The sequence below is a fragment of the Defluviitalea phaphyphila genome, assembly GCF_001466305.1.
Lineage (GTDB): Bacteria > Bacillota > Clostridia > Lachnospirales > Defluviitaleaceae > Defluviitalea_A > Defluviitalea_A phaphyphila.
In genome coordinates, this window is sequence record NZ_JWID01000013.1 from 17,951 (window position 1) to 33,295 (window position 15,345).

A 15,345-nucleotide genomic window follows, 5' to 3' on the forward strand; every position below is an offset into this window, starting at 1 on the left:
AGTTTTTTTACTTCCAGGTTTCTAAAAACGCACTCAAAATCAAATATATTGAGTGGCTACCTGCATCTAAATATCCTACACTTTTTTCTTGTAAAAATTTAGCTCTTCCTCTTGTAGCCTTCATTTCCATGGTTGCTAAAGAACCTTTATGAGCACCTTCTTTTGCACATTCCATAACATCTAGAAGGTTGTCCCCTTCAAACACATCACAAGCATCTTTTGCACCATATAGGGCATCTAACATAGTTTTTTCTCCACGTTTTGTTCCTGTTAAATCGGTAATTGCATTAATTGTGTTCTCAATGCTCTTTTTATATACTTCAACATCTAATTCTTCTTTTTCTTTTAGTAAAGTTGACATCTGAATAAATAGTAAGCTAAATATAGGCCCTGATGCTCCCCCCATACTTTCAAGCATTGCATATCCTATAGTTTTTAATACTTCACTGCCTGTAGCTGAATCATCTAACTCTTGTACTTTTTCATAAGCCCTTTGAAAACCTCTAGAAATTGTTGTCCCATGGTCTCCATCTCCAGCTTCAGAATCTAGCTTACATAAATATTCTGCATTTTCCTTAAATAAAGCGTTTAAATTAGCTGCTAGTTCTTTATATTTATTTTTTACACCAATTATTGATCGTATATGTTTAAGTCCTTTTTCCGCTTCTTCATATGGGTCTCTATTTTTCCCATTCCATATAAATAATGAATTTCCTACTTCAGTTCCGCTCTCTACGAAGCTTTCCATATCTAAATATCCTCTATAATTATTCTTTTTCAAGATATCTATAATTTTTTTCCAATCAATATGTCCTGTTCCCGGAACTCCCCTGTGATTTTCACATATGTGAATACATCCTATATATGATATATTTTTTTCTAAAGCCTTATAGATATCATCTTCTTCAATATTCATATGGAAGGTATCTACTAACAGCTTTACATTATCTAGATTAATCATTTTCAAAAATTCTACTGCTTCTTCAATTCTATTAAAGAAATCTGTTTCAAATCTATTAATCACTTCAATATTTAAACCTATATTTTTTTCTTTTGCATACATTCCCACTTCTTTTAATACTTTAGATGCATTCTTCCATCTTATTTCCCTTGGGGTATCTGAGAATTTTTGCCATGGAGCATATAGTACTCCATTTAGATATAATCCGCCTCCATCAGCAACTAAATCTACACATTTTTTTAAATAATCTGTTGCATTTTTTCTAATGTTTTCATCTTCACTACTTGGGTCGGTATCTTCTGTTACTCCTGTACCACAAATAACATCCAATCCTAAATCATTTGCTAATTTTAAAGCTTTTTGTATTTTTTCTTCTGTACTTCCGAACAAAGATATTTCTACTCCATCAAAACCTATCTCTTCTACTTTCTTTATATGAGGTAAAATATCATCTGTCCAATTTTTGCAAAACATAGACATGTGTACAGCTACTTTCATATCGATCCCTTTCTTTCTTCTTTTATTTTTCACATTTGCCTGTGCCATTGTTGTTTCTTCATAAACTACCGGATTATTTGAGTTATCATAAGCAATGGATTTTTTTAACATCAACTTTTTTTCAGGTTCAACATTCAAAACTTTAGCATCTTCTGGATTTTCAATGATTTCTTCATAAATCTTTAGTCTTTTAACACATTTGATATCAAAATTCATTTCCAAAACCTTAAATATAGATTGTCCCATACCTGCAACTGATAAATATTCCTTAGTAAAACTAGGTGCTAGGTGTTTTGGAATATAAGACCTTGTTATCCACATGGGTTGATTATCTATAAATCTTACTCTTTCTAAAAAGAAACATTCTTCTTTTTCTTTAATACCTATACGTTTGGCTAACTGTGCATTTGCTTTTATAACTTGAAACTTTTTAACCTTTGTTGTAGGTACATGACCTTCTTTCATTACTTGAGTTGTAAAACTATTCATCCAAGTCCAATCATTGTTGTATAAATCATTAACAAAAGTTCCTACACCTGGAACAGTGCGAATAATCCCTTTGTCTAGTAAAACTTTGTAAGCTTTTCTAACAGTGACTCTGCTCACATTATATTGTTGCTGCGTTTTTAGCTCACTATTCATGGGTTCGCCTCTTTTTAAAATCCCCTGTTTAATTTGTTTTTCAATATCTTCTGCTATTATTTTATATTTAGGTATTGAACGTTTCTTTTTATTTATTTTTATCACCCCATTTATTGCAATATTTATCAGCTACATTTTTAACATCTTTATATCTTAGCTTCATTCCTTCTAAATCTTCTTCACATATATACTTACCCCATACACTTCTACCTACTGCATAACCACATGCACCTGCTTTTCCGGCAATCTCAAGTTGTTCTTTAAATTCATCAAAGGGAACGCCAGAACTTAAAAGAATCCATGGAGTATCCAAAATCTCGTCAATTTCTTTACAAATCTCTAAATTTTCTTCATAACTATTTTCCTTTATATTTCCAGGAAATAATATCTTATATATATCTACATTAAACTTCTTTAATCTAGTTAACATTGCTTTTGTAAGTCTAAGTTGGTCTTTTTGCTCATACTCATGTAATATAGGTTCTAATAAAAAAGGAATATCAAATTTTTCACACTCATCTTGAACATATTCTATTACTTTGTCCATTTTATCTGCTAAACTTGTTTCAGGGTTATATAAAACAAATAGTTTTACCATATTACATCCATTTTCACCTAATTCTTTTATTGAAATATCTGTTGTAAGATAATCAGCTCCGGATGCAATTTTTGTCATATTATAATCAAATCTTTCAATGCCAACTACGGCTTTTTCCATTTCTAAATGCTGATCTAATTTACTATCATCAAAAAAGTAAAATGTATCTATTAAAACTGCTGATGTCATATCTTTAACTGCTTGTATCAATCTGATTTTTTCTTCTAATACATCTTCTTTGGCTGTGGATTTTGATTTTTCTTCCATTGCTTTTGTAAAAACATCACGATGGTCTATGGCAAAGATATGAAATATGCCATCTTTTGTAAGTGATTTTATCTTCTCTTTTTTTGTCATTTTAACACCTCTTGTATTTTTCTATATTTATTACAGGTATATCCATTTCCTCTGCTAACTTATTTAACATTTCTCCTATTCTACCTGGACATATTATCAAATGATGTTCTATTCCATTTCTAAAAATAGTATCTACTATATCTTCTACTGTGTATGTTTCACCTAAATAGGTAAAATGATTAAGATAGCCTCTAGTTCCACTATATCCTCCACTTGACTTTTGAACTTCACATTCAAAACTTAAAAGTTTATGATTATTACTGTATCTTAGAACTGTTACATCTCCTACTTTAAAATGATAATCATAAGATAATCCCATTAATTCTCTATTTGGATTTTTTCTATCAAGCATAGGATGGTTTATTATCTTAACTCCTTCATTAGGCTGCAGGTCTTTGCTTCCTATCCCACAATGCCAAAGTAATAAACTTCCTGTTTCTTCATCAATACTTGTTAAATCCATAAGTGTTGGTACTTTTCCTGATAATTCTTTTGCCATTAACAAGGAAATAGCACCACCTATATCTCCTTCACAGGCTGTAGGAATATTAAGTTCGCTTCCTAATAGGCTATATATTACACAAGGTACAATCTTAAAAGCATCTTGAAAATCTGGCCAACAAGTACCTGCTAGACAATCTATCTTATTATCAAGTAAATATTTTTTTAATACTACGTATACTTTTGCACTATTTATAATTGATTTTTCTTGGGTTTGTACTATATTACATGAATTTAAAATCAAATTCTTTGCTTCTTCTATTTCTTTTTCAGTTACATCTTCTACATTTTTAATAATATAATCCATATCAAAATGTATAAATTCCATATTAGGAAAAAGTTCATTGATATTTTGATTTTCTAAATTGTAGAATGTTGGTGCTACATCTCCTAATATCCCAATGGTGGCATTTTCTATATTTTTTTTAGCCTTAGCAACCCTTAGGTTAATTTCTAGCCTATCCTTTACAAGTTTATCGTTAACATTTCCATAATACCAATCGCAATAAACGGCATTATCAAATTTTCTTTGGGCAATACTAGCAAACATATTAGCAGATACAGCTGCATTTAGTTGAATATCCCCTTCTTTATATGGTTCTTTAGGAAACCAAAGGCCTATTCTATATGATACGTCATCAAAACACATCATAATATCTCCAGTGGAAAAATCTGCTATGAATATTATTAGATAATCTATTTTTTCAAGTTCAAAATATTTTTTTGCTGCCAAAGCCCCTTCTGCATTTTTAATAGGACCATAAGAAATAACATCACAATCTAACTTATTAGAAAATTCTTTTAATTCTTTTAGGGCTTTTTCATGTAATTTGTATTGTATTCCATAGTAATTATCACTATGGGTAATTAGAAATCCTACTTTTCCTCTCATTTATTATTCTCCTTTTATCTAAATAATGGTCCATCTGCTTTATAATCATAATATTTAAGAATTTCATCATCACTTTTACATAAAGCAATTGAAAAACCAGCCATTTCTTGAGTAGTTACATATGTCCCAACCCAATTTCTAACAACATTTATACCTCTTTTATTTAAATATTTCTCAATTTCATCATATATAGTATATAGCTCTAAATATGTTAAAGATCCTGCATTGTTTACTAATACTAATACATCATCTCCTTTTACAAAGGGCTTATCTTCTACAATAATATCTAACATATATTCTACTAATTCATGGGCTGTAGGTAATTTCATTCGATGTGCTCCAGATTCACCATGCACTCCCATTCCAACTTCTATTTCATCCTCAGGTAATTCAAACATCTTAAGTCCAGTTTCTGGATTTGTTCCACCGCTTATGGCTGTACTTAATGCTCTTGTATTATCTCTTACTTTTTCAGCTAATCGAATCAAATCATCTATATTCATTCCATCTTCTGCTGCCCCACAAACAACTTTAAATGGGAAAAATAATCCTGCACTTCCTCTTCTCTCTGTTTCCATTCCCTTTGGTGCACTAGAAACATCATCCCAAAGAACTACCATTTTAGGTTCTATTCCTTCTGCCTTTGCTAACATTAATGTCATTTTAGCGTTTAGAATATCACCTTCATGAGAAGATACAAGTATTAATATGTCTTTATGCCCATAGTCATGTAATTTTTTTACCGCTTTAATCATTTCTACTGATGATGGTGCTGTAAAAATTTGTCCACATACATTAGCATCAAATAATCCTTCTCCAACTAAATCAATCATAGCTGGTTCATGTCCTGAACCATTTCCAATGATAACTGCTACTTTCTTAGGATCTTTTTTATTCTTACGATATAATATATTGCCTTCTAAAACTACTCTGTCTTTATGTGATTTAGCATATCCTGATAACATATCAGTTAATAAGTTCTTTTTATCATTGATTATCTTCTTCATGTTCATAACATCTCCTTGTGATTATGATAATACATGTATTTATGTTATTTTTTTAATACATGTATTATGTATCGTACTGATATTATATAAAATAAAAAAATTTTGGTCAATTGTGAACTTTTCACTTATATTCTTGTCGTTTTTTGTCTATTTTTCTCTTATCTTTTGTTTATTTATTTTATATTATTAATTTTAAACAAATATTATACTATTTATGAAGATGTTTTTTGTTTATTTTTTATATGTATTTTGTATGTAATATACCTATACTAATATTTTACATTATATATATTGTTTAATATACAATTATGACATAAATAATACATGTTATATTTGACATAAAATTAAAAGGATTTTTTAAACAAATATATTGTTATATAACCAAATTTACCAAACAAAAAAATAGCCGCCACTTTCTAGTATTATGCTAAATACGATGAAACAATATACTAGAAAGGACGACTAATTATATCAGAAAATAAAACATGTATTTTAATTTTATATTTAAAATTGAGTAAAAATTTCAAATTCCTTATAGGTAGTTTCCAAACTCTCTGAAGATAAGTATGAAGGTAGTAGGAAATACAAATTTCAATTCCTTATAGGTAGTTTCCAAACGATATTCATTATGCTTCTTGTTTTGTATCACAAAATAAGTTTCAATTCCTTATAGGTAGTTTCCAAACTTACTGTGTATTTACCACAAAAAGATGGAAGTTTATTGTTTCAATTCCTTATAGGTAGTTTCCAAACCATTGGGTTGCTGTGTTTATCGCTATTTTATATTTTCTACGTCTTTTAAAAAAATCCTTCTTTTTTTATATATTTTTTTATAAAATATTTATTTTTCGGGGTTTGTTGGTTAAATTGAATTCCGTCGACCCCCCGGGATTTTTGCACTACTGGAGGTCGACAGATTTTTAATTTTATAATAATACATATTTAAATCTTTATCAACTTTTAAAAATAAAATTTTATTTATACATTATTCAAGACAAATTTCCCTTTTACTAAAGAAAATTTATTATCAAAATAGCTTTGTCCTTTTAGTATCTTACTGCCGGGGTAAATGCAAAATACAGCTTGTTTGTCTTCTTTATAAACTGAATTTTCATATATAAGTCCATATTTCCCCTTTATTCTAAGGTCTATTTCTTCAGGTTTTAGCTGTAAATAATTCTTTAAACTAATAGTTTCATCTTCATCATTCTTTTTTATGGTACCATCAACATTAATTCCCCAATTACTTAATTCATTTTCAACAGTTTCTCCATTTAAAGTTTCTACTAATTTCATATAACCCAATCCATAGCGAGTATCTCCACCAATAAATATTTCTGAAAATATATCATTAACATCAATATTAGCTTCTCTATTTTCTAAACCTAATAATCCTATCCAGTAAAGCTGTTCCCCTGTGAGTTTATCTCTTTGACAAATAAATTCTGTCATATGAAGGCTTTCATCTTTAGCAGCTCTCATAGAAGATTCGATTGATGTTGAAACAAAACTATCAACAAATCTTAATAGAAATTCATCTTCTGAATATTTTATTTTTTCATCTTGGCTTTTAAAATAAAATAATCCATTTTCGTATTGGGGATATAAAACTTTATAATTATCACCTTCTTTAAATGCTGGGAAAAAACAAGTTATAGTTTTTAATCTATCTCCAATCTTTTTTATCTCTTGTACATTATTAACTTTTTGTTTTGTAATATAAGTATTGGTTAAGGCACCCCATATAGTATTTCCATTAATAAATAAGTTTGTTTGACTCAATACACCATATTTACTTTTTCCTAAATAAACAGGCTGCTCCTGTTTAAATATAAGCTTGTACCATTTCATGCACTTTTGCCCCCATTGTTATCTTCCATTGACTTAAGATGGTATCTAGCATAAGTTAATATCCTTTCTAAAACGCTTCTGAAAAAAAGAAGTTCATCTAAATTTTTAGGAAGTTCCTCAAAAAATTTTTCTATATTTTTATTTAGTCCGTCTTTTGATAATCCCATTGCATTTATTAAATCTTTACCATCTTCGGATTTTATAATTTTTTCAATAAATATTTTCTCAACGTAATTTATTTCATTTTTCTCATTTTTTGTATTTTTTTGTTTTTGTTTATTATCTTTATTATTTTCATTTTTCTTATTTTTACTTTTCCTAGACCTGCAATAAACAAAATATGCATAAACTCCATCATTGATTAAAATACCTAATAATTTTTCTAATTCATTCTGCACTCCTTTAGCGTTTGCTTCTTTAGCTATATCATAGGAAATTTTATTTATTAGCACATCAAGATTATTTTCAGCCATTATTTTGTGCCCCCTCTATATCACTGTTATCTTTATCATCTAAAACAACCTTCATCCTTCCAAATCCTCTTGTTGTAAGTCCTCCTATTCCTAAAGTTTCAAAATAAAATTTACTACTTAAAAGCATATTTTTTATATCTCCAATAGTAGGTAATATACCTTTGTCAAAAATACTCTTATCAAAAATTCTTATATTTCCATAGAAAATTGTTCCTCTTGGGATTGCTTCTGAAGTAAATAGTCCCCCATCCTTTGCTGTACCTGTTATTGGGTCAATGGATACAGATGTTCTTACTTCTAAATTAGCATTTACAACCTGATTAAATATTTTATCTGGAACTAGAACTATATCTTCAGCCTTAATATTTAATTCATTTTTTTTCTTATCATTACTATTTAATTCATCAGTATTTAATTTATCATTATTTGTACTGTCCTCATTAATTTTGAATTCATAATCCTTTAGTTTATAATAAACCTTGTTTACATCTTCTGATTTTTTAACTTTTATATTTAACCAGCCAAGATTGATATACTCATTGCCTTCTTTATCATACTCATATGCATATTCTATTTCATCATCTTTTACTTCATTACCTGTTAAATGTTTTATCTTTTCTTTTGTAGTAATAAATTTTGTACCTAAACGTGTATAAACAGGAAATAAAATAATCTCTAAATCAGAAAAGAATAATATTCCCTGCCATGAATTACTGTTTTTAGAATATCCAAAGGATTTACATACAATACATCTTCCACAATGTCCTTCTATAAAATCTTTCTCTATATCGTCTTCTTTTATTTCTTCCTGTGGTAATTCATCTTGTCCAGCACAATAAATTGTGGAATAAATGCTGTGCTTTATTATTTCCATATTTTCATATATTTTATCTAAGAACTGTTTTATTTCTTTATCTTGTTCCGTTTCTCTATCTTTATACTCTTCAAAACATTCCCAAAAATCTTTCCATTTCTTTTTACCTATATCCCAAAATATATGTCTAAATTTTAAAATAAATTGTCTAAAATTAGCTTTTTTAAGATCTTCTTTTTGCTTTTCTTCATCTTCAATATGATAGCCTTTACCTTTCAAATAATCTATATAGGATTTTATGAAATCCTCTTTCCTTTTAAACTTTGACCAAGTATAATCTAAATCTTTCCATTTACCTTGAAAATAAAGGGCACTATAAAATCTCCAAGTACCTGCAAGGGATGATCCAGGAATTTTTGGCACCCTATTTAGCGGGTCCCTCACTATAGTATTATCTACCCGTCCAATAGTATATCCTCCTGTACCTATATATATAGGATCTGTAGCTTTACTAAATATTTTAATTTCTTCAATCATGTTAGACATTTTTAAACCTCCCTCAAAGCTTTATGCCAGAATTCATACATATCTAAAAACATCAATATACTTTTTATAAATTTTTCATTTTCTAAATTTAAAATATTATCTATGAAATTTGCTTCTGTATTATCATCTTGGTTAATACCAAAAATTTTATATAGTTTTGAAACAATATCCTCGTTATTTTTCAATTCAAGAGTGTTATAGAATAAAACAGCACAGAATTTTTTAAACTCATCATAGTTTTTACCTTCTATTACCTGCCAATCATACATTTTGGAATATAAAAGACTTATAAGATTATTTAATTTTGTTTTGAAATTATCATGAAAAATCTCTTTAAATGCTTCAAACTTTTCCCATTCTTCCCAAGTATACGGTCTATTATTTTTTAATTTTAAATATCTTTTATATGTTTCTTTATCATAATAGATATCATTTACCCTAGTATTAGTATCTATGAATTCAAAATCTACTGTATTCGGATAAATAGTGTATTTTACATCTTTAGTAGTATTAGAATCTAATGGAATAGAGAATTTTTCTTCATTATTTAAAAAGAAAAATTCAAAACCTTCATCATCACTAGTTTTATAAAGAGAATAAAACTGACATATCCCATCCTTTGTTTTACTAGAAATTTTACATTTACAAGGCAACTTTTTCATTTCATTTTTATCTAAAATCAAAGCCGTTTTTTCTATATCTTCCGGTCTTTCTAATTGTCTTTCCATTTTTCTTAAAGCTTTTATACCTATGTATAGAGGCATTTTATAATCTTGAACAACAACACCTATATGTAAAGGCAGCTTCCCATATACCAATTTAAAGTGCTTCATATATATTTCCTGCACTTTTGTAATAAAATCCTGTGTTTTATCAGCAGGAATTATAAGCTGGGTTGATATAGGACTTGGAGATGTTATGGTAAATACAGGTTTGTATTTACATATTTCAACTAAATTATCTTTGTTTAATGTAATTTTTGTCTTATCATCATTAACTTTTTCTATTGTTATTAGTTTTAAATAATTCTTTAATTCGTCGACATCTTGATTATTATTTATAATTTCTTTTGCACTATCATCTCTAAAGATAAATTTTTTAGCTTTTGAAAGAGAAGTTATAAGTAGAATATTCCCACTTTTATAATAAAAATCTAATTCTTTGTATTTATATAGTCCTTCTGGATAACTTTGGTCTACTCTAAAAATAAGTCTGTAAGTTCTATACTTTTCATTATCTAAATCTAAAAGTTTGTATGCATTTTGGTTTACTTCTTCCATAAAGTTTTGAGTACTATCCCATATACGTTTAAGCCTTGCTGGTGAAGGAGATTTAGTTATGAGGAGCTGAAAAAGTAGTTTAGAAAACAACTCTATATGTTCATCAGTCATCTGATCAAATTTAATTTCTCCAGTACTAACATTAATAATTTCTTTTTCTGAATTAAATAAACTTATCCATCCTTTATCTGCAGCTGGATTAATAAAAATCTGTTTAAAAAGATCTTTTAGTGTTTCATTATGCCTACAACATCCATCAAATGCATCATATGCAATTCCAATTATATTTTTAGGACTATTTTTACCTACAATATATCCAAGTAACCAATTTTTACATAATTGTAGCTTATCTATACGATGCATTTTTTCTTCTATATAATCTAAAGCCACATATAAATTATTTAAATCATCATTTTGAGGAATTTTCCCTTCTAAATTGGATAAATTATCTCTGATATCATCTATATGCTTTTTAATTTTATCAGATACATTCTGTCTATAAATATATTCTTTTATGTCTTCACATAATTTGTCCATCGTATATCTGATATTTTTAAATTTTTCAAGTTCGTTATTTAAATTTCTTAATTTACTATAGCATATATTTGTCTCTTTTATATTAAATTTGTTGAACTTATCTCTTTGCTCTTTTATCAAATTAATGATTTCTTCACTAAAAATAATCCGATTGCAAAACATATTTTCTATAAAATATTTTATATATTGATATCCATCAACTTGAACATTTTCATGCATTTTTAAACTACTCATCATTTCCCCATTAAGCCACAAATCTAAATCAAACTTGAAGGTTATAAGGGCAATTTTACCATTATCACTTTGCAATTCACCTGTCCATATGGTTTCTTCCTCTAAATTATCAAACCAGTTTTTAACTCTTGACTGTCTTCTCTTATTGCAAATATCACATACATGGTAATCTCCATCAAAAGTTTCTGCAGTCCTTACACCACAAATCTGACATATATTATTACTAGCTTTTTTTACTTCGGGAAAACTGTATATCTTTTTATTTAAAAAATTATCTCTTGAATTTTCAAGTAATTTTGAAAGAGTTAAAAGACCTCTACTTTCTTCGGTACATAAAATATAGGGAAATACTTCTGAATCACTTTCTTCTTTAAAAATCTCATATATTTCTTTTTCTAATAAAGATAAGTCACTATGTATATTATAAAAATTAGATGAACTATTGGTTTCTATTTTTTCTCCCTTAATATTTTCTGGAGCAAGAAAATAAATGCCTGTTTCATCTCTATATATCTCATTACCAAAGGCATATTTTATTTCTATTAAATTTTTAACATTATTATCAATTTTTTTTATAATTTCTTTGTAACCTTGTATATAACTACATTTTAGTGCTTTCTCATAAAGGGATTTTTTATCATATTGAACTCCAAGTATACACCATTTTATATCCTGTGGATTTTCTTGATATGTATTATATTTATTATTATCTAATACTATTGCTGCTAAAGCACTTTTAAACATAGTAGCAGTCATATATGCCTGATCCCAAAGACTGACATCATTTATAGGATATCGGTCATCACTTAAAAGATGGCTATACCACTGCTTTATATTTTCAAATATATATTTTCTTATTTTTCCCCAACATGGATCTGTAAAATAATTATTTTTATCTAAAAAGTAAAAAAGATTTTCAAAAAAATTTTTTCTCTTTTCATCTAAATACATAGAATTAATTTCCTCTTTAAAACTTCCAAAGGCATTAGAAAGCCATAATATATTAAGCTTTTGTCCTGCATTAGGACTTCCTTTGTCAATACCAGAATTTATATTCTCACACCCTCTAGCAAAAACCTTTTCTACAAATTTTTTATTGCTCACATTACCTTTCATTATTTCAATAAATTCAATTTTACTTTCTGTAATATTAATCTCTGTATTTAAAATATTAATCTTTGTATTTAAAATAAATTTAAGTAATTCGTCACTACTATCTTCAGATGAACTACTTTTTTTTATTCTCATATCAAATTCATAAATTTTTTTATTATAGTATTCATCATATTTGCTAAATTTTTCATATCCAAATCTATTTTTAAATTGAGTTTCATCTATATCAGGTTTAACCTTACCCTTCCAACCACCAAAACCAACATGAGTTTTTCCTAAATTAAATAAGAGAGCCGCTGTTTCAGCTTTTAAAATTTCTGTACTGTTATCTTTTAACTCATATATTTTATTAGCCATCTACTACCTCCCCTTTTGCCTTATTTATTCAATTGTCCATCCTTCATATTCCTTTAACTCATCTTGATTTCGTTTTATTATAGTTTTATCTTTCATCTCAAACTGACCCCATCCATATTTTCTTTTTGCTCCAATCCCTTCTTCTTGAAGTTTTTCAAGAGATTTTATTATAAAATCTAAATCTTCTTCTGCCTCTTTTCTCATCTCTTCTTTATTTTTGCTAAATATAATATCAAAAGGTGTGTAGACTAATATAAGATTTGCCTTTTCTCCTTTAGGTACTACCTCAAAATATATTGGGGCTTCTCCTGCTCTTTTTTCCCTTGAATGTCTATTTATAATCTCTATGTTAATTTTGTTAAAATACATGGGATAAAAAGTAAGCCTACCTTTTTGAATTTTAAACTCTTCTTTATCTTTTATATTTTGATTTATCCAATCTATTATTTCATTTACAATATTTTCGTGATTTTTTGAAGCCAATATGCTATCAATTGTTTTTTTAGTAATCTTTCCACCAAAATTTAGCAAAATAAAATTAATAAATTGGGCTGCTATTTCTTTTTTTGTTTTATCCGTCAGACTACCTAAATTCTCACTATTGAATAATTTTTTTAATAGTTCATTTAATGTTTTTATTTCATCATTCCCACTGCCAAAAATTCTTAAATATTTTATTAATTCACTGATTAAATTATTTTTATCTTGATTAATTGATTCATATATTACTTCAGCTGCACATACTGAAAGTTTCCCTTTTATTCCACTACCTCTTGCCATGGGAGTTTTGGTAGCTTTATCTTTTAAAATAGGATTGTTTATATAATAATATTCTTCATCATCACGGGAAAAATAGGGCTGTTTAAGTGTAATGTTTGTAAAAATTGCTAATGTATATGGTATAGAAGGTTCAACAATATTGCTCTTTAAATACTCGATATCAAGTTTTTCTATATTTTCATTTTCCCAATTTTTTTGATTAAATAATATTATATATTCTTTTAATATTTCTCTTACTTTTTTTTGAAATTTTTTTTCTTCTTCTTTATCTTCTGGATTTAATATTTCGCTTTTTATAACAAATAACATCTTAGATAGACCATAACATTTTAATTTATCGTAATAATTAGATATATAATTAAATATATCCTCTTTTTTATTTTCTTTGTTTTTTAAATTTTCTTCCAATTTTTTTTTAACAATCAAAAATTCATCATATACGTAATCTTTCACCTTTATTTCCACCACCTTTTTAATAATATAAGCCATCGAGAAGTAAAAATCCTGTTTTAAAATTGCCACTATCATCTTTTCCTACATACGGCAATACCTTTGAACCTTGAGTCCCTTCCTTTGTTGTACCAAAAACTTTATGCCTTAGATATCCTTTTATTACATTCCTATATTCTGTTTTTTCTTTTAAAACATCCGTTATATAACTTTTATATGTGCTTTCTACATATTTTTTTATCGCTTTATTACTTTTTTTATTTTTAAAAGGTTCAAATTCTTCATTAGTTTCTGCTAATACTACTAATTGCCCTTTATTATCATTTATTCTATATTTTATATTTTCAAAGTGCTTTTTTATATCATACTCTTTTTTATTTTTTATGGTAATGGATTTAGTAAACTTAGCATATTTTTTTAAATTTACTTCCTGTTTTATAGATTCATCAATAACCTCTAATACTTCCACTCTACCAAAACCAAGATTCCATTTACCACCTAAATAACCTACTTCATTTATAAAATACAGAAGTGGATAGAAATAATCTTCTAAAAGAAGTTCATTTACTTTAAACTTCACAGAAAGTTTTCCTATATAAAGTTTAGAAGGAAGAAACCAACATTTAGCTTTTTTATTATTTTTTTTAATTTCTATTTTAATTTTTTTTATTTCTGAAATATTATTTTTTATATCTGTAATTTTTTCTATAGTTATATTCCCTTTAAAATTCTCACAACCAAATAAAAGATCGGACCATTTTTTTATTTTAAAAGTTTTTTTGTATTCCTCTAAAATCATTTCATCCCAAGAAGAATCTTTAGGATTTTCAAATAATTTCTTTAATATAATTTCATTAATCTTTGGTTTAGAATCTTCTTTATTAGTATTTTTTGTTGATTCATCTATTTGATCCATCGTAATTTTTTTATCATTTAACACATTTACAACATCTAACCAAAAACGCATACATCCTAAAATTGCAGACGGTCTTATTTCTGTGAAATCTTGTATTGCGTTTCCAAAATAAATAGGAGTTAAGGTGTTAAATTTAACTTTTATAGTTTTCATAGACACCCCTTCAATTCAATAATGATATTTTATTACCACTATAAATAGACAAATTTATATCATAAATATAAATAATTTGCTTTTATTTTATCATATTTAACAAGAAAATCAATATTTCTCCTTTTTATTTTAAATAAATTTCGAATTTATCTACAATTCTCAAAATAATTAAAACATAAAAAAAGAACTACTTTTCGCAGTTCCTTATTTCAATCCTTATAGGTAGTTTCTAAACAGCATTGGAAGTTTCAATGTGAAAATATAGAATATATGTTTCAATTCCTTATAGGTAGTTTCTAAACAAGTACTTGAAACTTATTATGGTAATTTAGAAGTTTAGTTTCAATTCCTTATAGGTAGTTTCTAAACAAAATATAATTAAAAA

General features: G+C 27.1%; 10 protein-coding genes. All 10 read right to left on the minus strand.

Annotation, left to right across the window (positions count from 1 at the left end; all coding sequences use genetic code 11):
* Nucleotides 1-7: 7 nt before the first annotated feature.
* Nucleotides 8-2,206, minus strand: a complete 2,199-nt coding sequence (gene dhaL / locus OM90_RS08905) for a dihydroxyacetone kinase subunit DhaL (RefSeq protein WP_058486541.1) — start codon at nt 2,204-2,206, stop codon at nt 8-10.
* Nucleotides 2,190-3,056 carry a beta/alpha barrel domain-containing protein gene (locus tag OM90_RS08910; protein ID WP_058486542.1) on the minus strand — a complete coding sequence of 289 codons (867 nt, stop codon included), beginning with the start codon at nt 3,054-3,056 and terminating at the stop codon, nt 2,190-2,192. The genes dhaL and OM90_RS08910 overlap by 17 nt, the downstream gene beginning before the upstream one ends.
* Before the next feature lies 1 nt (nt 3,057).
* Entirely contained in the window at nt 3,058-4,449 is a 1,392-nt protein-coding gene (locus OM90_RS08915) for a hypothetical protein (protein WP_058486543.1), read from the minus strand.
* A gap of 14 nt (nt 4,450-4,463) precedes the next feature.
* Nucleotides 4,464-5,456: a dihydroxyacetone kinase subunit DhaK gene (locus tag OM90_RS08920; protein ID WP_058486544.1), complete on the minus strand. Its 993-nt coding sequence runs from the start codon at nt 5,454-5,456 to the stop codon at nt 4,464-4,466.
* Nucleotides 5,457-6,434: 978 nt separating this feature from the next.
* A complete protein-coding gene (locus OM90_RS08925) occupies nt 6,435-7,307 on the minus strand; it encodes a hypothetical protein (RefSeq protein WP_058486545.1) in 873 nt (290 codons plus the stop codon).
* Nucleotides 7,304-7,780: a hypothetical protein gene (locus tag OM90_RS08930; protein WP_058486546.1), complete on the minus strand. Its 477-nt coding sequence runs from the start codon at nt 7,778-7,780 to the stop codon at nt 7,304-7,306. Before OM90_RS08930 ends, OM90_RS08925 begins: the two co-directional genes overlap by 4 nt.
* Nucleotides 7,773-9,140 (minus strand): RAMP superfamily CRISPR-associated protein, encoded by a 1,368-nt coding sequence (locus tag OM90_RS08935; RefSeq protein WP_058486547.1) that lies wholly within the window; start codon nt 9,138-9,140, stop codon nt 7,773-7,775. Before OM90_RS08935 ends, OM90_RS08930 begins: the two co-directional genes overlap by 8 nt.
* A 2-nt stretch (nt 9,141-9,142) precedes the next feature.
* Nucleotides 9,143-12,661: a CRISPR-associated protein Csx11 gene (locus OM90_RS08940; RefSeq protein ID WP_058486548.1), complete on the minus strand. Its 3,519-nt coding sequence runs from the start codon at nt 12,659-12,661 to the stop codon at nt 9,143-9,145.
* A 24-nt stretch (nt 12,662-12,685) separates the two neighbouring features.
* Nucleotides 12,686-13,894, minus strand: a complete 1,209-nt coding sequence (locus OM90_RS08945) for an RAMP superfamily CRISPR-associated protein (RefSeq protein WP_160323654.1) — start codon at nt 13,892-13,894, stop codon at nt 12,686-12,688.
* 19 nt (nt 13,895-13,913) lie between these two features.
* A complete protein-coding gene (locus OM90_RS08950; protein ID WP_058486550.1) occupies nt 13,914-14,960 on the minus strand; it encodes an RAMP superfamily CRISPR-associated protein in 1,047 nt (348 codons plus the stop codon).
* Between the last annotated feature and the right edge of the window lie 385 nt (nt 14,961-15,345).